Raw genomic sequence first — 19964 nt, 5'->3', positions numbered from 1 at the left:
GCTGGTGGGGCGACCCCGGTGGGACTGGGTGGGTGGGTTGGGGTGCCCGTCTTGCGTTTGTGTCTGTGTGGCAGCGCGACCGCGCTCCACGGGGCTGGGTCAGGTGAGGGCGCGCTGCCGGCGGTGGTGTTCGGCGGGGGTCAGGGGCAGGACCGTGCCGTGGCGTGGGGAGGAAGGCAGGTCGCAGGACGGGGAGGCGGTCCACCGGCCCGAAGCCAGGTCGGTGGTTCCGAACGGGACGTGACCACGGCCGCCGAATTCGTCGATGAACAGGTACCACTTGTCACCGGTGTTCGCCTTGAAGGCGGTGGGGCCTTCACCCCGGCTGACGGTGCCCTTCCCGATGCAGTCGGCGGTGAAGTCCCACGACGGCGCCAGCAGGTCCGCCGAACTCTCCTGCACGACGAACTTGCCGCACGGCGTGGACGACGACGGGGACCGCTCGTCCTTGGTGAACCGGTGGTACACCCCGTCACCGAGGTGCTGCGGGTCGTCAGGGGCGTACAGCTTCGACGCCAAGAAAACCACGTACGAACCGGTCGCCGCGTTCCAATACGCCTCCGGCGCCCAGGTGTTCCCGGCTGTCGGCGGGGAAACCAGCACCGAGCGCTGCGCCGACCAGTGCACCAGCGCGGCCGGCTCCCACACCACGATCGACCGGCTCCCAGTGCGCTGCGCCTGGTCCCAGTCGCCGTTGCCGTGCATGCGCAGATCGGTGGCCAGCAGGTAGAACCGGCGGCCGTCGGCCGAGCGCAGCAGGAACGGGTCCCGCACCCCCCGATCGCCCAGCGTGGAGGTGAGCACGGGGCGGCCACCGTTGAGCTCGTCCCAGGCCAGCGGGTCGTTGCCCCGGCCGGCGGCGAAGTAGACCTGCTCGCCGTCGGCGGTGCCTTCGCCGGTGAAGTACACGAACAGGCAACCGGGTGACGCACCGGGGACGAGTCCTAACAGGACGGACAGGCAGAGCGGCAGGCGGGCCGGCCGCATCGGTGATCCCCTCGGCAGCGTGGCACGGTGATGGATCCGAGACTTGACGCGCCTAGTGTTATCGCTAACACTGGCCGGTGTCGAGTAGGGTGCTCCCGGATGGCAGCGGTCCGGGATCTGGAGGTGGCGCCGGTGGCCAAGCGGAGCGAAGCGCGGGAACCCGCGCCCGCCGTGCGATTGCCCGCGCTCACCGACGTGGCCTCGCTGGCAGGCGTTTCGCACATGACCGTCTCCCGGGTGATCAACGAGACCGGCCCGGTCCGCGCGGAAACCAGGGAGAAGGTGCTGGCGGCCATCGAGGAGCTGGGTTACCAGCCCAACTCCACCGCCCGCGCGCTGGCCACCGGCCGCTCCCGCAACCTCGGCGTGGTCGCACTGGACTCCACCCTGTTCGGCCCGGCCAGCACCCTGTTCGGGGTGGAGAACGCGGCCCGCGAGGCCGGTTACGGCATCGCCATCGCCAGTGTCAGCGACCCCCGGCGGGATTCCATCGCGCGGGCGGTGGACAACCTGCGACGGCAGGCGGTCGAGGGCGTGGTGGTGATCGCACCGCACGTGGCGGCCAAACCGGCGCTGCGGGCGGCGCCGCCGGGCATCCCGCTGGTCGCGGTGGCCGACACCGACCGGGCCGCCATCCCGGTGGTGGCGGTGGACCAGCGCGACGGGGCCCGGCAGGTCACCGAGCACCTGCTCGGCCTAGGGCACCGCACGGTCTGGCACGTGGCGGGCCCGGCGGACTGGCTGGAGGCGCGGGCCCGCGAGCAGGCGTGGCGGCGTGCGCTCAAGCGCCACGGCGCCGAACCGCCGCCCGTGCTGCGCGGGGACTGGAGCCCGCGTTCCGGGTACGAGGCGGGCAGGCAGTTGCTGGCCGAGCGCCGGCTGACCGCGGTTTTCGTCGCCAACGACCAGATGGCGCTGGGGTTGCTGCGGGCGTTCTCCGAGGCGGGCCGCTCGGTGCCGGGCGAGGTGCACGTGGCCGGGTTCGACGACGTACCCGAAGCCGCCTTCTTCAGCCCGCCGCTGACCACCGTGCGGCAGGACTTCATCGAGGTGGGCAGGCGCACCTTCGGGCTCCTGCAGCAACAGATCGAAGGGGGCGCCGCACCGGCGCGCTCCCTGGTGCCGGCGGAACTGGTGGTCCGCGAGAGCACCGGCGCGTAGTCCATCCGGGGCAGGAGGCTGACCCGGGCGGCCGCGACTTCATGTTAGCGATAACAGTTCCCGTATCAGTGTGGATCGAGGAGTGAGTGCCGTGAAGCGAAGGACGCAGGCCGTGGTGGCGGCGGCGATGGTGGGGCTGAGCGTGCTGGCCGGCTGCGCGTCCGGGGGTGGCGGCCAGGCCGGGGGCGACGGGCAGCTGACCATGGGCTTCTCCCAGGTGGGCGCGGAGAGCGGCTGGCGGACCGCGAACACCCAGTCGATCCAGGAGGCCGCGGCCGCCGCCGGGGTGGACCTGAAGTTCTCCGACGCCCAGCAGAAGCAGGAGAACCAGATCAGGGCGATCCGCTCGTTCATCCAGCAGCGGGTGGACGTGATCGCCTTCTCGCCGGTGGTCGAATCGGGCTGGGACAACGTGTTGAAGGAGGCCAAGACGGCCGGCATCCCGGTCATCCTCACCGACCGCGCGGTGGACTCGGCCGACACCACGCTCTACAAGACCTTCCTCGGCTCGGACTTCGTCGCCGAGGGCCGCAAGTCCGGTGAGTGGCTGACCAAGGAGTTCGCCGCCGCCACCGGGCCGGTGCGCATCGTCGAGCTGCAGGGCACCACCGGTTCCGCCCCGGCGAACGACCGCAAGGCCGGGTTCGCCGAGGTGATCGCCAAGGACCCGAAGTTCCAGGTGGTCGCCTCGCAGACCGGGGAGTTCACCCGGTCCAAGGGCAAGGAGGTGATGGAGGCCTTCCTGAAGTCGCAGGGCGAGATCGACGTGCTCTACGCGCACAACGACGACATGGCGCTCGGTGCGATCGAGGCCATCGAGGGCGCCGGGCTCAAGCCGGGCACCGACATCAAGATCGTCTCCGTGGACGGGGTGCGCGACGCGCTGCAGGCGCTGGCCGACGGCCGGATCAACTTCGTGGTCGAGTGCAATCCGCTGCTCGGCACCCAGCTGATGGACCTGGCCAAGAAGGTGGCCGCCGGTGAGGCCGTGCCGCCGCGGGTGGAGACCCAGGAAACCGTGTTCGACCAGGCGGCCGCCAAGGCCGCGCTGCCCGAGCGCAAGTACTGAGGCGAACCCCCCGGCGCCGGCCGCCGTCCGGCGCCGGGAACCACTCCCGAGAACGAGGGGCAGCAGCATGGACGGTCCGATCCTGACCATGACCGGCATCCGCAAGCAGTTCCCCGGGGTCGTCGCGCTCGACGACGTCGGTTTCCGCCTGTTCCCCGGTGAGGTGCACGCGTTGATGGGGGAGAACGGCGCGGGCAAGTCCACGCTGATCAAGGTGCTCACCGGCGTGCACGAGATCGACGGCGGCGCCATCGAACTGGGCGGCGAGCCGGTCGCCTTCAGCGGCCCCGCCCAGGCGCAGCGCCACGGCATCAGCACGGTGTACCAGGAGGTGAACCTCTGCCCGAACCTGTCGGTGGCGGAGAACATCTTCCTCGGCCGGGAACCGCGGCGCTTCGGCCGCATCCAGTGGGGGCCGCTGCGCAGGCGGGCGGCGGAGCTGGTCCGGCGGCTCGACCTCGACCTCGACGTGACCAGCGAACTGGGCGGGCATTCGCTCGCGGTGCAGCAGCTGGTGGCGATCGCCAGGGCGATGGCGGTGTCCGCGCGGGTGCTGGTGCTCGACGAGCCGACGTCCAGTTTGGACACCGGCGAGGTGGACCAGCTGCTCGGCGTGCTGCGGTCGCTGCGGGCGGACGGCATGGCGATCCTGTTCGTCTCCCACTTCATCGACCAGGTCTTCGCCATCGCCGACCGGATGACCGTGCTGCGCAACGGAAAGCTGGTCGGGGAGTACCTGGCCGGCGAAATCACCCCGGTGGCGCTGGTGACCAGGATGATCGGCCGTGAGCTGGGCACCCTCGAGGAACTGGAGGAGCCGCGCCGCGACTGGGACCCGGCGGAGAAGAAGCCGTTCGCCACCGCGACCGGGCTGGGCCGCAAGGGCGCGATCGAGCCGTTCTCGCTGACCATCCGCGAAGGCGAGGTGGTCGGCCTGGCGGGGCTGCTCGGCTCCGGCCGCACCGAACTCGCCCGGCTGTTCTTCGGTGCCGACCACAGCGACCAGGGCACGCTGGAACTGGCCGGCCGGAAGACCACGCTGCGCACCCCGCGGGCGGCGATGGCCGCGGGCGTGGCGTTCTGCTCGGAGAACCGCAAGGCCGAAGGGCTCATCGAAGAGCTCACCGTGCGGGAGAACATCATCCTGGCGCTGCAGGCGAGCCGCGGCTGGACCCGGCCGATCTCGCGGCGCCGCCAGGACGAGCTGGCCGGGAAGTACATCACCGCACTGGGCATCCGGCCCGCCGCCCCGGACGCGCCGGTGGGCACGCTCTCCGGCGGCAACCAGCAGAAGGTGCTGCTCGCCCGCTGGCTGATCACCGAACCGCGGCTGCTCATCCTGGACGAGCCCACCCGTGGCATCGACGTCGGCGCGAAGGCCGAGATCCAGAAGCTGGTGGCCGAACTGGCCGACGGCGGCATGGCCGTGTTGTTCGTCTCCGCCGAACTGGAGGAGGTGCTGCGGTTGAGCCACCAGGTGGCGGTGCTGCGCGACCACCGGATGGTCGACTGCCTGCCGAACTCCGGGCTGACCCCGGAAACCATCATGCGCACGATCGCCGAAGGAGCGCCGTCATGAGCCGGTACCGGCTGTTCTGGCCCGCGGCCGCGCTGGTCGCGCTGCTGCTGGTCAACCTCGTGCTCTCGCCGTCGTTCTTCGCCATCCAGGTCCGCGACGGCCACCTCTACGGCACCCTGGTCGACATCCTGCGCTTCGGCGCACCGCTGATCCTGGTCGCGCTGGGCATGACGCTGGTGGTGGCCACCGGCGGCATCGACCTCTCGGTCGGCTCGGTGGTCGCCATCGGCGCGGCGGTGGCCTGCGCGCAGATCAGCACCCTGCCCGACCAGAACGCCGCGGGCGGGGTGCTCGGCGCCCTCGGCACCTCGCTGGCGCTGTGCCTGTTGCTGGGGCTGTGCAACGGTTTCCTGGTGGCGGTGATCGGGATCCAGCCGATCATCGCCACGCTGATCCTGATGGTGGCCGGCCGCGGCCTGGCGCAGCTGGTCACCGGCGGCCAGATCATCACCGTGGACTCCGACCCGTTCCGCGTGCTCGGCGGCGGTTACTGGCTCGGCCTGCCCGCGCCGATCCTGGTCGCGCTGGGGGTGGTCGCGGCCACCGCGCTGGTGGTGCGGCGCTCCGCGCTCGGCCTGCTGGTCGAGTCGGTCGGCGGCAACCCGGAGGCGAGCAGGCTCGCCGGGGTCCGGGCCCACGGGCTCCTGGTGCTGGTCTACGTGTTCTGCGGGCTGTGCGCCGGGCTCGCCGGGCTGATGATCAGTTCGAACGTCTCCAGCGCCGACGGCAACAACGCCGGGCTGTGGATCGAGCTGGACGCCATCCTGGCCGTGGTCATCGGCGGCACGCTGCTCTCCGGCGGGCGGTTCTCGCTCGGCGGCACGGTGCTCGGCGCGCTGCTCATCCAGACCCTGTCCACCACCGTCTACACCGTCGGGGTGCCACCGGAGTCGACCCTGCTGGTCAAGGCGCTGGTGGTGACCGTGGTCTGCCTGGTCCAGTCCCCGGCGTTCCGGGCGCGGTTGCGGCGGCGGCGAAAGCCACCGGCACCGGCGCCCGCCGAGGCCGAGCCGAAGGTGGAGGTGCCCGCATGAGCGCGATCGCCACCCCCGTCCGCGGCAGCCGGCGGCAGGTCCGGTACCTGCCGATCGCGGCGTCGCTGCTGCTGCTCGCCGTGGCCTACGGCTTCGGCGCGACCCGGTACCCGGCCTTCGGCGACGGCCAGGTCGTGCTGAACATCCTGATCGACAACGCCTTCCTGCTGGTGGTCGCCACCGGGATGACCTTCGTCATCCTCACCGGCGGCATCGACCTCTCGGTCGGCTCGGTGGTCGCCCTGTCCACCGTGCTCTGCGCGGAACTGCTGCGGGCCGGGGTGCCCGCGCCGGCGGTGCTGGTGGCGGTGCTGGCCGTCGGCGCGGTGCTCGGCCTCGGCATGGGCACGATCATCCACTACTTCGAGATCCAGCCGTTCATCGTCACCCTGGCGGGCATGTTCCTGGCGCGCGGGCTGAGCTACACGCTGAGCACCGAGTCGGTTTCGCTGGACGACCCCCTGTTCGTCGCGGTCGCGCAGACGCCGGTGGAGCTGCCCGGCGGCCTGCACGTGTCGATCAGCGTGCTGATCGCCGTCGTGGTGCTGGTGGTGGCCGGGTACGTGCTGCACCACACCCGGCTCGGGCGCACGGTGTACGCGATCGGCGGCAGCAACCGGTCGGCGCTGCTGATGGGCCTGCCGGTGGCGCGCACCCGGGTCGGCGTGTACACGATCAGCGGGTTCTGCTCGGCGCTCGGCGGCATCCTGCTGACCTTCTACACGCTGTCCGGCAACTCCCTGCACGCGGTGGGCATGGAGCTGGACGCGATCGCGGCCGTGGTCATCGGCGGCACCATCCTCACCGGCGGCTCCGGTTACCTGGCCGGGACCGTGCTGGGGGTGCTGGTGCTCGGCGTCATCCAGACGCTCATCACCTTTGAGGGCACACTGAGTTCGTGGTGGACGAAGATCGTGATCGGGGTCCTGCTGCTGGTGTTCATCCTGCTGCAGCGGCTCATCGCGGGTCGTGCCCGGTGAACCGGTCGGTCTGGGTCGACCGGCCGGGGGAGCTGGTGGTGCGTGCCGGTGAGCCCGCCGAACCGGGGCCGGGGGAGGCGCTGGTGCGGGTCGCGTGGTCCGGGATCTGCGGGTCCGACCGGGAGGTCATGCAGGGCACGCGGCCGGCGGAGTACGTGCGGTACCCGGTGGTGCCGGGGCACGAGTGGTCGGGCCGGGTGGCGGCGGTCGGTACCGGGGTGGACTCCGCGCTGGTCGGCGCGCCGGTGGTGGGCGAGGGCATCCGCTCGTGCCAGGTGTGCGCGGCCTGCCGCCGAGGGGACACCAATCTCTGCGACGGCCCGTACGAGGAGACCGGGTTCACCCAGCCGGGTGCCTGGTCGGACCACGTGCTGGTCCCGGCGCGCCTGCTGCACCGGCTCCCGGAGACCGCGGACCTGCGTGCGGCGGCGGGCCTGGAACCGGCGGCGTGCGTGGCGGCGGCCTGCCTGAAGCTCGCGGTGCAACCGGGGGAGCGGTGCGCGGTGGTCGGCGCCGGGATGCTCGGCCTGCTGGCCGTGCAGTTGCTGCGGGCGGCGGGGGCGGGGGAGATCGTCGTGGTGCACACGCGGCGGGACCGGGCGGCGCTGGCGGCGCAGTGCGGGGCCGACTCGCTGGTGCTGCCCGCGCAACTGGATTCGCTGGCCGGTGCGTTCGACGCCGTGCTGGAGGCCGCGGGAGCGCCCGGAACGGCTTCCGGCGCCGTGGCGCTGACGCGGCGGGGCGGGCGGGTGGCGCTGACCGGCATTCCCGGCACCGAGGACCGGCCGATCGACCCGGTCGCCCTGGTGCTCAACGAGATCACCGTGCACACCGTCTTCGGGGCACCGCCGCGGGCCTGGACGCACGCGGTGCGCGCCTTCGCTTCGGGGGCGCTGGACCCGGGGCTGCTGGTGACGCACGAGGTCGCCCTGGACGACGCGCACGAAGCCTTCCGGATCCTGACCGAGGAACGGCACAAGGCGGTGAAGGTCCTGCTGGCCCCTTGACCGTTGTTCGGTATTTCGGACGCAGGCGGGTACAGTGCCGGGATACCCGTCGTAGTCGGAGGTGCCATGAGCCGGGCGGTTCCGGCGGTCAGCCGCGCACTGGACATCCTCGAGTTGTTCCGCACCGAGGAGGAGCTGGGCGCGCCGCAGATCGTGGCCAAGCTCGGGCTGCCGCGCACCACCGTGCACGAGCTGCTGAACACCCTGGCGGACCGCGGGTACCTGCACCGGCTCGGTGACGAGGGCACGCGGTACCGGCTCGGGGTGCGGTTGTTCGAACTCGGCGGGGCCTACGAGTCCCGGCTGGACCTGGCGCGCGAGGGCACCGTCGCGGCGGCGGCGATTTCCGCGCGCAGCCAGGAAACCGTGCACGTGGCGGTGCGCGACGGCGACGAAGTGCTGTACGTGGCCAAAACCGACAGCACCCACTCGGTGCGCATGGTCTCGGCGGTGGGCAGGCGGCTGCCCGCGCACTGCACCGCGGTCGGCAAGATGCTGCTGTCCGCCCTGTCCCGCCCCGAATTCGACGTGCTCTACCCGCCGGGGCGCCAGCTGGCCAAGATGACCGCACGCAGCCTCGGCACCCCCGCCGAGCTGTGGCAGGCGCTGGACCGGGTGCGCACGGACGAGCTCGCACACGAATTCTGCGAATCGAACGACGCGGTCAGCTGCGTGGCGGCGCCCGTCCGCGACCGCACCGGCGCGATGGTCGCCGCGCTCAGCCTGTCGGTCCCGGTGCACCGCTGGACCTCCGTACCGGGCTCGCAGTGGGACGACTGGGCCCGCGAAGGCGCACAACGCCTCTCCCGGGCGCTGGGTGCCCCGGCCACCGGGGACTAGCTGCACCCGGCCGGTGCACGAGCCGCTTCGATGAGACCACCGTCTCCGGCCCTCCGGCGTCTCAACGGACCCTTGACGGTCGAGGTGTTAGCGCTCACAGTTGAGGAGCCTCGAAACACTTTCGAAGGGACCGTTCCATGCCGAACCGTCATCCCTCCGTCGTTTTCAGCCGGCGTGGTGCCCTGCGCACCGGAGCGGCACTGGCCACCGCCGGGGTGCTCGCCGGTACCGCGCCCGCCGCGCCCGTCTCGGCCGGTGGCACCCGCCAGGTGGTGAACCCGTTGATCCGGCAGCGCGCCGACCCGTTCATCGTCCGCGACCGCGGCCGCTACCACTTCACCGCTTCGGTCCCCGAGTACGACCGCGTGGTCATCCGCTCGGCCACCACCATCGGCGGGCTGGCGAACGCCGCGGAAACCACCGTGTGGCGCCGCCCGGCCGGCGGGGTGATGGGCGGCCACATCTGGGCGCCCGAACTGCACCGCATCGACGGCCGCTGGTACATCTACTTCGCCGCGGGCAATTCCGACGACGTCTTCCGCATCCGCCCGTACGTGCTGACCACCCCCGCCGACGACCCCCGCCTCGGCCCGTGGACGGTGGCCGGGCGCATCCACCTGCCGCTGGACACCTTCTCCCTGGACGCCACCACCTTCGCCCACCGCGGCAAGCGGTACCTGTGCTGGGCGCAGCACGACCCGGCCCTCGGCCCCGGCACCAGCCTCTACCTGGCCCAGATGTCCTCACCCACGGCGATCACCGGCACGCCGGTGAAGTTGTCGACTCCCACGTACGACTGGGAAACCCGCGGGCACCGGGTCAACGAAGGCGCCGCCGCGCTGATCCGCAACGGCCGCGTGTTCCTCACCTTCTCCGCCAGCGCCACCGACGCGAACTACTGCCTGGGCCTGCTCACCGCGAACGAGTCGGCGAACCTGCTCGACCCGGCGTCCTGGCACAAGTCACCGCAGCCGGTGTTCGCCACCAGCCGGGCGAACAGCCAGTTCGGCCCCGGCCACAACAGCTTCACCACCGCCGAGGACGGGGCCGACGTGCTGGTCTACCACGCGCGCCAGTACGAGCAGATCACCGGCGACCCGCTGTACGACCCCAACCGGCACACCCGCGTGCAGCGGCTGCGGTTCACCGCGGACGGTGTCCCGGACTTCGGCGTGCCGGTGCCCGACGGTCCGGTGGACCTTTCCCGGCACGCCTGAACCGGCGGATCAGTCCGAATGCGACAGTCCCCAGCTGCCGGTGAAGGTCTGCCCGGGGGCCAGGGTGAGCAGGCCGTCACCGGTGTTGAAGGCGTTGGGCGCGCAGGTCATCGGCTCCACCGTGATGCCCCGGCGGGCCGGGCGCCCGGTACCCGGCGTGTCGTCGGTGTAGACCTGCAGGTAGCGGTGGCTGCCGTCGGCCCACACGGTGACCGTGCGACCGGACGGCGCGGTCAGCCGGACCCGGGTGGTGCCGTCATCGCCGGTGGTCAGTCCGGTGTAGGCGGTGTCGAGCGCGGTCGAGCCGAGCCGCCTGCCACCGCGGAAGTCGTACGCGGTGCCCTCGACCGCGGCGCGGCCGGTGGGGATCAGGTTCTCGTCGGTCGGGTAATAGGTGTCCGCGGGCAGGTCGACGACCAGTTCGTCGACGGTGTCGCTGATCCGGACGTAGGGGTGGTAGGCGGCGCCGAACGGGGCGGGCCCGGTGCCGGTGTTGGTCGCGTCGAGCGTGCAGCGCAAGCCGTGCTCACCCAGTTCGTAGGTCAGTCGCAAGTGGAGGCTGAACGGATAGCCGTACTGCGGGCGGAGCCGGTGCTCCAGGGTGACCGCGTGCGCGCCCTGTTCGGTGATCGCCCAGTCGACCCAGGTGAGCAGGCCGTGCAGGGCGGCGTTGCGCGCCGGTTCGGTCAGCGCGACCTGGTACTCCTGACCGTCGAAGGTGTAGCGCCCACCGGCGATCCGGTTGGGCCACGGCGCGATGGCCTTGCCCTGGTGGCTGTCGCCGAGTTCGGCCGGGTCGTGGGTGAGCAGCAGTTCCGTGTCACCGGTCCGCCACGACAGCAGCGTGGCCGCCACCGAGCCGATCACCGCCCGGTCTTCGCCCCAGCCGATCTCGGCGAGCTGTCCGGCGGCGTCGGGCGGCACATCGGGCATCGGAACTCCTCGTGGTATTTCGAACAGGTGCCGGTATTTCGATGTCCGAACGCTATCCGGCGCCGCCCCGCCGGGTCAAAGGGAGGCGGTTGTGGTCCGTGAGGTTCCCGCGGTGGCACGCGCGCTCGACGTGCTGGAGTTCGTCCTCGCCGAAGGGCGGGTGAGCGCGGGTCAGGTCACCGACCGGCTCGGCGTGCCGAGAACCACCGCGCACGAACTGCTCGCCACCCTGGCCGAGCGCGGCTATCTGGCCCGCCCCGCCAAACGCGCCGCGTACACGCTCGGGCCGGGCGTCGGCAGGCTCGGGGAGGCGTGGGCGGTCCGGCAGCGCCTGGAGGGGGACGGCGAGCCGCTCGCCAAGGCGCTCGCGGCCTGGTACGGCCACGAGGTGGCGATCGCGGTGCCCGCCGGGGAACGGGTGCGGGTGGTCGCCTGCTCCGGCTCGCCCGCCACCGGCACCGGGGTGCTCGGCCGGGTGCTGTCCGGCACCGCCGGGGTGGAGCGCGAGATCGCCGACGAGGCGGTGCACCTCGCCGCCGGGGTGCGCGGTGGGTGGGGACCGGTGGCCGCGCTCGGCTTGCGGGTCCCGCGTGAGTGCTGGCTGCGGGTGCCCGCGGCGCAGTGGGACGCCAGGGTGGTCGCGGGCGCGCGGCGGCTCGGGCGGGTGTTGACGGGCGCGACCGCGGCTGTCTAGTGTTTCGAACAGCATCCGAAATATCGAACAGGAGGTGGAATGCCCGCCGAACTGCTCCGCGCCGCCGCGGTGGCGGCCAGGGAACTGGCCGACTGGCCGCCGGACCGGCTGGCCACCGCGCTGAACCTGGTCGCCGACGCGCTGGCCGCCGCCGAGGACAAACTGGTGCCGATCGCGGTCAGGGAGAGCAACCTGCCGGTGCCCCGGCTGACCGGCGAACTCGCGCGCACGGTGTTCCAGCTGCGCCTGCTCGCCGAGGAGGTCACCGGCGAGCAGTACCGGGAACCGGTGGTGGACCGGGCGGACCCGGACTGGCCCGCCGGTGGCCGCCCGGACCTGCGGCGCGTGCACCGCCCGATCGGCCCGGTGCTGGTGTTCGGCGCGAGCAACTTCCCGTTCGCCTTCAGCGTCGCGGGCGGTGACACCGCTTCGGCGCTGGCCGCCGGGTGCCCCGTGGTCCACAAGGCCCACCCCGGGCACCCGGAACTGGCCGAGGCGACCGCCGCCGTGGTCTCCGGCGCGCTGGGCCGGGCCGGGGCGCCCGAGGGCACGTTCGCGTTGCTGCGCGGGGAAGAAGCGGCCCGGTCGGCGTTGCAGGCGCCGGAGATCAAGGCGGCCGCGTTCACCGGCTCGCCCGCCGGTGGCCGGGCGCTGTACGCGCTCGCCGCGTCGCGGCCGGACCCGATCCCGTTCTACGCCGAGATGGGCAGCGTCAACCCGGTGTTCGTGACCCCGGGTGCGGCGGCGGCGCGGCAGGCGGAGATCGCCGCCGGGTACGCCGATTCGTACCTGCTCGGCGCGGGCCAGTTCTGCACCAAGCCCGGGGTGCTGTTCTACCCGGCGGCGACGCTGCCCGAGTTCGAAGCGGCGGTGGCCGGCCGCATCCGCGGGCAGGCCGCCGCCACCCTGCTCAACGACCGCATCGCTCAGGCACACGCCCACCGGCGGGCGGAACTCGCCGCCCATCCCGCGGTCCGCGTGGTCCAGCCCGGCACGCACACCGAGGAAGGCACCCGCGCGGCCCTGCTGGCCACCACCCTGCCGGAGTTGCGGGCCGCCGGTGACGCGCTGCTGGCCGAGTGCTTCGGCCCCACTTCGCTGCTCGTCGCCTACGACGGGGAGCACGAACTGCTCGCCGCGGCCCGGTTGTTCACCGGCGAACTGACCGCGACCGTGCACGGGGAGACCGGGGAGCAGGTGGCCCGCCCGCTGGTGCGCAGGCTGGCGGAGTTCGCCGGCCGGGTGGTCTGGAACAGCTGGCCGACCGGGGTCGCGGTCACCCGCGCCCAGCACCACGGCGGTCCCGCCCCGGCGGCCACCGGCACCTTCACCTCGGTGGGCACCGCGGCGATCCGGCGGTTCCTGCGCCCGGTCGCCTACCAGAACCTGCCCGGCGAACTGCTGCCGCCGTCGTTGCGGGACGAAGCCCGTGGTTGAGGCGGTGACCGGGGCCGTGGCCTGGCACGGCGAAGGCCCGGTGTGGTGGCAGGACACGCTGCGGTGGGTGGACATGCTCGCCGGTGACGTGCTCTCCCTCGGCCCGGACGGCCGGGTGGACCGCACGCACGTCGGCTCGGTGGCGGCCGCGTTGCGCCCGCGTCGCTCCGGCGGCTGGGTGCTGGCCACCGAACGCGGGTTCGCGCTGGCCGGGGACCTGGCCGGGCCGATCACCCCGCTCGGTCCGCTGTGGATCGACGAGGGCATCCGGATGAACGACGGCGGGTGCGATCCCGACGGCCGCTTCTACTGCGGCTCGATGGCCTACGACACCAGGGCGGGGGCGGGGGCGTTGTTCCGCCTCGATCCGGACCACGGTGTGGAGCGGGTGCTCACCGGGGTCACCATTTCCAACGGATTCGCCTTCGCCCCCGACGGCGCTACGGCGTACTACGTGGACACACCCACCGGCCGGATCGACGCCTTCGACTACGACAGCCACGACGGTCTCACCGGGCGGCGGGTGTTCGCGGAGGTCGAACCGCCCGGTGAACCCGACGGCCTCACCGTGGACGCCGAGGGCGGGGTGTGGGTGGCGCTGTGGGGTGGTTCGGCGGTGCGCCGGTACGACCGCGACGGCGTGCTCGACGCGGTCATCGACCTGCCGGTGAGCCAGGTGACCGCCTGCACCTTCGGCGGGCCCGGGCTGACCCGGCTGTTCATCACCACCTCCCAGCAGGACGCCGCCCCGGACCACCGGGCAGGCGCCGTGTTCGCCGCCGAGCCGGGGGTCGCGGGCCTGCCCGCGCTCACCTTCGCCGGCTGATCCCACGAAAGGTGCCTCCCGTGCAGAGATTCCGCAGCCTGCTCGGCGAACTCGGGTTCGCCGAGTCCGATCACGAGCTGCCCAGCAGTGCCAAGCGCTTCCCGGACGGGGCGCGGTACCGGGTGGAGATCCCGAGCGTCGAGGGACCGGAGGTGTTCGACGCGGTGCTGGCCGAGGCGGGTGCCCGCGGGGTACCGGTGCACCGGATTTCCCAGGGCAGCGGGGGAATGCTGCTCACCGGGGACGAACTGACGCGGATGGCGGAGATCGGTGCCGGTGCGCGGGTGGAGGTCAGCCTGTTCGCCCGGCCGCTGACCGGCTGGTCCACCGGCGCCGCCGCACTGGCAGGCGGCGCGGGTGCGCTGGCCGCGCAGGCCAGGGGCACCGAGCAGCTGGTGCACAACCTGGCCGACATCGCCAGGTCCGCCGGTGCCGGGGTGCGCAGCGTGCTGATCACCGATCTCGGCACCCTGGAACTGGCCGCCGCCGCGCGCGGCCGCGGCCTGCTGCCGCCGAACCTCCAGTTCAAGATCAGTGTCCAGATGGGACTGTCCAATCCGGTCTCCATCCGGCTGGCGGAACGGCTCGGCGCGGACACCTACAACGTGCCGACCGACCTGACCCTCGGCCAGCTGGCGGCCGTGCGGGCCGCGGTCGACCTGCCGCTGGACGTCTACCTGGAGTCCCCGGACGACCAGGGCGGTTTCGTCCGGCACTTCGAGATCGCCGAGATCGTGCGGGTGGCCGCGCCCGTCTACCTCAAGTTCGGCCTGCGCAACTCGCCCAACATCTACCCCAGCGGCACGCACCTGACCGACGTGGCCATCCGGCTGGCCCGCGAACGGGTGCGGCGCGCCGAGATCGGCCTCGGCCTGCTCGCCGAGCTGATGCCGGACGCGGAGAGGTCCGAGCTGGGAGCCGAGGGAATCGCACTGCCGGAACCGCTGAACCAGGGAGCTGCCCGATGAAGATCACCGCGGTCGACACCTTCGTGCTGGGCACGCCGTGGCGCGACCTCACCTTCGTCCGCGTCACCACCGACGACGGCCTGACCGGGGTGGGGGAGACCCGCATGCTCGGGCACACCAGGGCGCTGCTGGGCTATCTCGCCGAAGCGGCACCGCGGTACGTGGTCGGGCACGACCCGTTCGACACCGAAGCGCTGGTGCAGCGGATGAAGTACGGCGACTACGGGCGTGCGGGTGAGATCGTCATGTCCGGCATCGCGTGCGTGGAGATGGCCTGCTGGGACATCATCGGCAAGGCGCTCGGCCAGCCGGTGTGGCGGCTGCTCGGTGGCAAGGTCCGCGACCGGATCAAGGCCTACGCCAACGGCTGGTACACAGTGGAGCGCACGCCGGCCGAATTCGCCGCCGCGGCGAAGAAGGTGGTGGAGCGCGGGTACCTGGCGATGAAGTTCGACCCGTTCGGGCCGGGGCAGTGGGAACTGGACCCGGCCGAGCGCCGGCGGTGCGTGTCGCTGGTCGAAGCGGTGCGTGACGCGGTCGGCCCGGACATCGAACTGCTGGTGGAGATGCACGGCCGGTTCGCGCCCGCCGAGGCCATCCGGATCGCGCGGATGCTGGAGCCGTACGACCCGGCGTGGATCGAGGAACCGGTGCCGCCCGCCAACCTCAAGGCGCTGGCCACGGTGGCGGCCAAGGTCAACGCGCCGGTGGCCACCGGCGAGCGCATCCACGACCGGGTGGAGTTCCGCGAACTGTTCGAATCCGGGGCGGTGGACGTGATCCAGCCCGACATCGGGCACCTCGGCGGCATCGCCGAGACGCGCAAGCTGGCGGCCACGGCCGAGGCGCACTACACGCTGATCGCGCCGCACAACGTCGGCGGCCCGGTGCTCACCGCGGCGAACCTGCACCTGGCCGCGTGCACGCCGAACTTCAAGATCCAGGAGCACTTCAACGACTTCGCCGACGAGCACGTGAAGCAGGCGGCGCCCGGCCTGCCGGAGGTCGTCGACGGCTACTTCGCGCTGCCGGACGCGCCGGGCCTCGGGGTGGAGCTGGACCCGGAGTTCATCGGCGAGCACCCGTCCACCGGTGCCTTCTTCGACCTGTTCAAGGAGGGCTGGGAGCGGCGGGGCACCGCGTAACCGAAATTTTCGAAACCCTCGGCTTCGACCGGCTCGATTGGCGGCGGATTCGGCTGGACAGTCGGTTGAAGCGAAGGCTCAGCCTGGGGTTAAAGGTTTCGACATGTTTCCGAAATAAGTTCGAAACTTATTGACAGCCTTGTTGTGGCGGACCAACACTCGAAGTGGTCTCCCGCCGGCCTCAACGAGGAGGAAACATGTCGATGGAGCCCGTCCAGCCCCGCCCGATGAACCGCCGGTTGTTTCTCGGCGGCACCGGTGCGCTGGCGCTGGCCACCACGTCCGCACTGGTGCTGCCCGGCACCGCGGGCGCCGATACCACGATCACCACCAACCAGACCGGTACGCACAACGGGTACTACTACTCCTTCTGGACCGACGGCGGCGGATCGGTCTCGATGACCCTGAGCAACGGTGGCAACTACCGGACCAACTGGAGCAACACCGGCAACTTCGTCTGCGGCAAGGGCTGGAGCAACGGCTCACGCCGGACGGTCAACTACTCGGGCAGCTTCAACCCCTCCGGCAACGGCTACCTGTGCCTCTACGGCTGGACCTCGAACCCGCTCGTCGAGTACTACATCGTCGAGAGCTGGGGCAACTACCGGCCGACCGGTGAGCACCGGGGCACGGTCTACAGCGACGGCGGCAACTACGACATCTACCACACCATGCGGTACAACGCCCCGTCGGTCGAGGGCACCAAGACCTTCCCGCAGTTCTGGAGCACCCGGCAGTCGAAGCGGGTCGGCGGCTCCATCAACACCGGCGCCCACTTCGACGCCTGGAGGAGCAAGGGGATGAACCTGGGCAACTTCAATTACTACATGATCATGGCGACCGAGGGCTACCAGAGCAGCGGCAACTCGAACATCTACGTCAGCTGACCCTTCGGCACGCGAGCACGACTCCGGTCGGGGCCGGGGCGGTCACGCCGCTTCGGCCCCGGTGCCACCAGGAGGTGGGCCGCCCGCAGGAGGGGCACCCGCGGGCGGCCCGCCAGTTCCCGGACGAGCAAGTCCTGACGACAGGTGGTGTCCAGGCGTGGACGGGGTGTCCAAGATCAGCCGCCGCCGGGGGAGCCACCCGATCGCTGGTGGCCTACGGCCACCGAGCACTTCGGACTTGCTCGTCTAGGTGACGCCGCGGTCGGCGACCAGGCGCACGGCGAGCGCGCCGAAGATCGCCGCGGAGACCCGGTTGAGCCAGCGCCGGATCGACGGGCGGCGCAGCAGCAGGGCCGCCAGCGCACCGGCGGTCAGGCCGACCGAACCGTCCACCGACAGCCCCACCGCGATGAACACCGCGCCCAGCACCAGGAACTGCACCCACATCGGCCAGCTGCCCGCCGGGTTCAGGAACTGCGGGAAGAAGGCGAGGAAGAACAGGATCACCTTCGGATTGGCCAGGTTGGTCAGCACCGCCAGCACGTAGGTGCGCCGCAGGCCGCGGTCCGGCACCGGCTCGGGATCGGTGTTGACCAGCGCTTCCTTCGACGAGCGCAGCGTGGTCACCGCCAGGTAGACCAGGAAGGCCGCCCCGGTGATCCGGATGGCGTCCAGCACGGCCGGGACCGCCTGCAGCAGCGCGCCGAGGCCGAGCGCGGCGGCGACGGTGTGCACGGCGAGGCCGGTGGACATGCCGAGCGCGGCCACCACCCCGGCCCGCCTGCCCCTGGCGATGCCGTTGGCGACGATGAACAGCATGTCCGGTCCCGGGACCAGGCTGATGACCAGTGCGGCGGCGACGAACGCCAGCAGTACGGACAGCTCCACAACATCATCAGAACACACCCGGCCGCCCCCGGCACCCCGTTTTCGGCTCGTCCCGCTGCTGGCGAGCGGAATCGCGCCTTCCCCCGAGCCCCGCCGCTTCACTACGATCCGGCGAGACCTCGATTCGAGGGGAGCCGGTGTGAGCGACCTGTTCGGATCGCTGGACAAACGGGCCGAAGCCAGCGCGCGGGCGGAGCTGGTCGCCTACGCCGGGGAAATACCGGACTACCGGCGGGAAGCCGCCGATCCGCGCGGGCACGCGACATGCTCGACCACGCCATCTGGTTCCGCCGCCGCACCGTCGAAATGACCAGGGAAACCGCCAGCTGGACGAAGCGGCGCTGGTGCTGCACGCCAACCTGATGCCGCACGAAATCCACGACGCGGCGAACGGCAGCGAGGACCTGACCGAACGCTTCAGCTGACCGCCTGGTTCGGCGCGCAGGGACTGCGTGGCACGGCCGCCTACCTGCGCGGCTACCTGGACGAACAGGCGTGGCGCGTGAAACTGGCGCAGCGGGTGCGCAACCTGGCCGGATCACTGCTGGCGAACGCCGCCACCGCCGGGGAAATCGCCAGGAGCCTCGGCGTCGCGGTGCACGGGGAATACGTCGCGTTGGTCGTCCGCAGTTCGGTGGCCACCAGGGTGGCGCAGGTGGCGCCACGCGAGCGCGTTCCGCGTGCGCTGTACGGCATTCCCGAGGTTTTGCGGAACTCGGGGTGACCAGGTGCCGGAGGTGGAGGAGTGGCTCGGCGACCCGGTGCGGCGGCTGGCGAACGGGCCGGAGCTGGTGGTCACCCTGGGCGCCTACTACCGCAACGACATGAACCGGCTCGGCACCGCGCTGGCGTTGCACATCCACCCGCGGACGCTGGACTACCGGCTCGGGCGGATCCGCGAACTGACCGGCGTCGCCCCCGGTGCGGTCCGCGGCATCCGGGTCCTGAGCAGTGCGGTGGCGCGGGCGCTGCGCGAGCCGGGCTGGCGCCCGCGCCACGCGGTGCTATTCGACGACGAGCTCGACCGGGATGTTGCCGCGGGTGGCCTTCGAGTACGGGCAGACCTGGTGCGCCTGCTCGGCCAATCGGCGGCCGGTCTCCTCGTCGATCTCGGCGGGCAGCTCCACGCGCAGGGTGACCGCGAGCGCGAAGCTGGTGTCGTCCTTGTCGATGCCCACCTCGGCGGTCACCGAGATGTCCTTGGTGTCCACCTTGGCCTGCCTGCCGACCAGGCCGAGCGCGCTGGCGAAGCAGGCGGCGTACCCGGCGGCGAACAGCTGCTCGGGATTGGTGCCCTTGCCGGTGCCGCCGAGCGCGGGCGGCATGGCCAGGGTCAGGTCCAGCTGGCCGTCGGAGCTGACCGCCTTGCCGTCGCGGCCGTTGGCGGTCGCCGCCGCGGTGTAGAGCGCCATGGGGAGTCCTTCCGTCGTGGGTGCCCCAGAAGTGTTGCACGCAATTGAGTTGTGCGCAACCTAATGTAGGCTGGGGGCATGACCGAGAGCCACCCCCAGGCGCCCGCCGTGACGGCGGCGGAGCTGTTGCGCCTGGACAACCAGATCTGCTTCGCGCTGCACGCGGCCTCCCGCGCGTTCGGCACGCTGTACCGCACGGCGTTGCGCGAGCTGGATCTGACCTATCCGCAGTACCTGGTGCTGCTGGTGCTGTGGGAGTCCGACGGCGTTTCGGTCAAGGAGATCGGCGCGCGGCTGCGGCTGGATTCCGGCACGCTCTCGCCGTTGCTCAAGCGGCTGGAGGGCGCCGGGCTGATCCGCCGGTTGCGCAGCGAACAGGACGAGCGCTCGGTGGAGATCCACCTCACCGCGGCGGGGGAGGCGTTGCGTGCACGCGCGGCCGACGTGCCGCGGCGGATCGCCGGTGCCACCGGTATGCCGGTGGCCGAACTGAAGGACCTGCGAGCCAGGGTCGCCGCGCTGACCGCCGCGATCGACAGCGGCGGGGGCCAGGGCGAGAGCTGCCCCTGAGCGATGTCCGCGTCCTTGCCCCCGCGGCGAGGTGGAACGACACCACCGCGGTGAAGATCGTCCAGCCCGCCCTTCCCGCCGGCCTGGACGACCGGCGGGGCGGCGATCAGCGGGGAGAGCCCGCCGCGCCGATCTCCCGCGACGTGGCGAATCCCGTGTGGTGCACACGCGGGCTGCACGGCGATCATCGGCAGGGAAACGGTGGCCTGCTTCGCGGCCATCGCCTGGAACACCGGGCACTCGGCGACCCGGAGGCGGGCGTGGAGCCCAGGCGAGCACGGTTCACCGGCCGAGCTGCTCGACCGGCAGGAATGCCGCGGTGCCGGACAG

Annotated in this window: 21 protein-coding genes and 1 pseudogene; 18 read left to right on the top strand and 4 right to left on the bottom strand. The window is 71.9% G+C overall.

Translation table 11 applies throughout. The features are described from left to right. Positions 1-99: 99 nt before the first annotated feature. Positions 100-987 carry a glycoside hydrolase family 43 protein gene (locus tag AC07EG_RS06875; protein WP_478252068.1) on the bottom strand — a complete coding sequence of 296 codons (888 nt, stop codon included), beginning with the start codon at positions 985-987 and terminating at the stop codon, positions 100-102. Between the two features lie 99 nt (positions 988-1086). Between AC07EG_RS06875 and AC07EG_RS06870 the strand changes: the two genes are divergently transcribed. The 8 genes from AC07EG_RS06870 (at position 1087) to AC07EG_RS06835 (ending at position 9874) form a co-directional block, all read left to right on the top strand. Then, on the top strand, positions 1087-2148 hold the full coding sequence (locus AC07EG_RS06870; protein WP_478252067.1) for a LacI family DNA-binding transcriptional regulator: 1062 nt from the start codon (positions 1087-1089) through the stop codon (positions 2146-2148). A 127-nt stretch (positions 2149-2275) separates the two neighbouring features. After that, complete coding sequence (locus AC07EG_RS06865) at positions 2276-3217, top strand: ABC transporter substrate-binding protein (protein ID WP_478252158.1); 942 nt, start codon at positions 2276-2278, stop codon at positions 3215-3217. A 67-nt stretch (positions 3218-3284) separates the two neighbouring features. After that, positions 3285-4796, top strand: coding sequence for a sugar ABC transporter ATP-binding protein (locus tag AC07EG_RS06860; RefSeq protein WP_478252066.1), 1512 nt, complete (start codon positions 3285-3287; stop codon positions 4794-4796). Beyond that, on the top strand, positions 4793-5830 hold the full coding sequence (locus tag AC07EG_RS06855) for an ABC transporter permease (RefSeq protein ID WP_478252065.1): 1038 nt from the start codon (positions 4793-4795) through the stop codon (positions 5828-5830). The genes AC07EG_RS06860 and AC07EG_RS06855 overlap by 4 nt, the downstream gene beginning before the upstream one ends. Further along, the gene (gene yjfF, locus AC07EG_RS06850; protein WP_478252064.1) at positions 5827-6810 is read left to right on the top strand and encodes a galactofuranose ABC transporter, permease protein YjfF; all 984 of its coding nucleotides are present in this window, start codon (positions 5827-5829) and stop codon (positions 6808-6810) included. Before AC07EG_RS06855 ends, yjfF begins: the two co-directional genes overlap by 4 nt. Continuing rightward, positions 6807-7817, top strand: coding sequence for a zinc-dependent alcohol dehydrogenase (locus tag AC07EG_RS06845; RefSeq protein ID WP_478252063.1), 1011 nt, complete (start codon positions 6807-6809; stop codon positions 7815-7817). Before yjfF ends, AC07EG_RS06845 begins: the two co-directional genes overlap by 4 nt. 66 nt (positions 7818-7883) lie before the next feature. After that, complete coding sequence (locus tag AC07EG_RS06840; protein ID WP_478252062.1) at positions 7884-8657, top strand: IclR family transcriptional regulator; 774 nt, start codon at positions 7884-7886, stop codon at positions 8655-8657. A gap of 137 nt (positions 8658-8794) precedes the next feature. After that, entirely contained in the window at positions 8795-9874 is a 1080-nt protein-coding gene (locus AC07EG_RS06835) for a glycoside hydrolase family 43 protein (RefSeq protein ID WP_478252061.1), read from the top strand. A gap of 9 nt (positions 9875-9883) precedes the next feature. Here the strand turns inward: AC07EG_RS06835 and AC07EG_RS06830 are convergent, their stop codons facing one another. After that, on the bottom strand, positions 9884-10807 hold the full coding sequence (locus AC07EG_RS06830; RefSeq protein WP_478252060.1) for an aldose 1-epimerase family protein: 924 nt from the start codon (positions 10805-10807) through the stop codon (positions 9884-9886). Between the two features lie 91 nt (positions 10808-10898). Here AC07EG_RS06830 and AC07EG_RS06825 point away from each other — a divergent pair, with 91 nt between their 5' ends. The 6 genes from AC07EG_RS06825 (at position 10899) to AC07EG_RS06800 (ending at position 16764) form a co-directional block, all read left to right on the top strand. Next, the gene (locus tag AC07EG_RS06825) at positions 10899-11501 is read left to right on the top strand and encodes a helix-turn-helix domain-containing protein (protein ID WP_478252059.1); all 603 of its coding nucleotides are present in this window, start codon (positions 10899-10901) and stop codon (positions 11499-11501) included. A gap of 39 nt (positions 11502-11540) precedes the next feature. Next, entirely contained in the window at positions 11541-12938 is a 1398-nt protein-coding gene (locus tag AC07EG_RS06820) for an aldehyde dehydrogenase (NADP(+)) (protein ID WP_478252058.1), read from the top strand. 4 nt (positions 12939-12942) lie between these two features. Beyond that, on the top strand, positions 12943-13764 hold the full coding sequence (locus tag AC07EG_RS06815) for an SMP-30/gluconolactonase/LRE family protein (protein WP_478252057.1): 822 nt from the start codon (positions 12943-12945) through the stop codon (positions 13762-13764). A gap of 20 nt (positions 13765-13784) precedes the next feature. Further along, positions 13785-14732, top strand: coding sequence for a U32 family peptidase (locus AC07EG_RS06810; protein WP_478252056.1), 948 nt, complete (start codon positions 13785-13787; stop codon positions 14730-14732). Continuing rightward, on the top strand, positions 14729-15877 hold the full coding sequence (locus tag AC07EG_RS06805) for a mandelate racemase/muconate lactonizing enzyme family protein (RefSeq protein ID WP_478252055.1): 1149 nt from the start codon (positions 14729-14731) through the stop codon (positions 15875-15877). Before AC07EG_RS06810 ends, AC07EG_RS06805 begins: the two co-directional genes overlap by 4 nt. A 197-nt stretch (positions 15878-16074) precedes the next feature. Beyond that, positions 16075-16764: a glycoside hydrolase family 11 protein gene (locus AC07EG_RS06800; protein ID WP_478252054.1), complete on the top strand. Its 690-nt coding sequence runs from the start codon at positions 16075-16077 to the stop codon at positions 16762-16764. Between the two features lie 246 nt (positions 16765-17010). On the opposite strand, the gene AC07EG_RS06795 is transcribed toward AC07EG_RS06800, so the two are convergent. After that, positions 17011-17652, bottom strand: coding sequence for a LysE family translocator (locus AC07EG_RS06795; RefSeq protein ID WP_478252053.1), 642 nt, complete (start codon positions 17650-17652; stop codon positions 17011-17013). Between the two features lie 139 nt (positions 17653-17791). On the opposite strand from AC07EG_RS06795, the gene AC07EG_RS06790 reads away from it, so the two are divergent. The 3 genes and pseudogenes from AC07EG_RS06790 to AC07EG_RS06780 form a co-directional block, all read left to right on the top strand. Next, positions 17792-17962 carry a hypothetical protein gene (locus AC07EG_RS06790; RefSeq protein WP_478252052.1) on the top strand — a complete coding sequence of 57 codons (171 nt, stop codon included), beginning with the start codon at positions 17792-17794 and terminating at the stop codon, positions 17960-17962. A gap of 192 nt (positions 17963-18154) precedes the next feature. Next, positions 18155-18376, top strand: a complete 222-nt coding sequence (locus AC07EG_RS06785) for a hypothetical protein (protein WP_478252051.1) — start codon at positions 18155-18157, stop codon at positions 18374-18376. Between the two features lie 100 nt (positions 18377-18476). After that, a pseudogene (locus AC07EG_RS06780) lies at positions 18477-18539 on the top strand (hypothetical protein); the annotation flags it as partial. A 117-nt stretch (positions 18540-18656) separates the two neighbouring features. Here AC07EG_RS06780 and AC07EG_RS06775 read toward each other — a convergent pair. After that, positions 18657-19064, bottom strand: a complete 408-nt coding sequence (locus AC07EG_RS06775; protein WP_478252050.1) for an organic hydroperoxide resistance protein — start codon at positions 19062-19064, stop codon at positions 18657-18659. A 78-nt stretch (positions 19065-19142) separates the two neighbouring features. Here AC07EG_RS06775 and AC07EG_RS06770 point away from each other — a divergent pair, with 78 nt between their 5' ends. After that, positions 19143-19634 carry a MarR family winged helix-turn-helix transcriptional regulator gene (locus AC07EG_RS06770; protein WP_478252049.1) on the top strand — a complete coding sequence of 164 codons (492 nt, stop codon included), beginning with the start codon at positions 19143-19145 and terminating at the stop codon, positions 19632-19634. Positions 19635-19964: the final 330 nt, after the last annotated feature.

The sequence above is a fragment of the Amycolatopsis sp. NPDC045836 genome, assembly GCF_056431745.1.
Note: the sequence above shows the minus strand (reverse complement) of the source record. Positions and strands in the feature narration are given on the sequence as shown.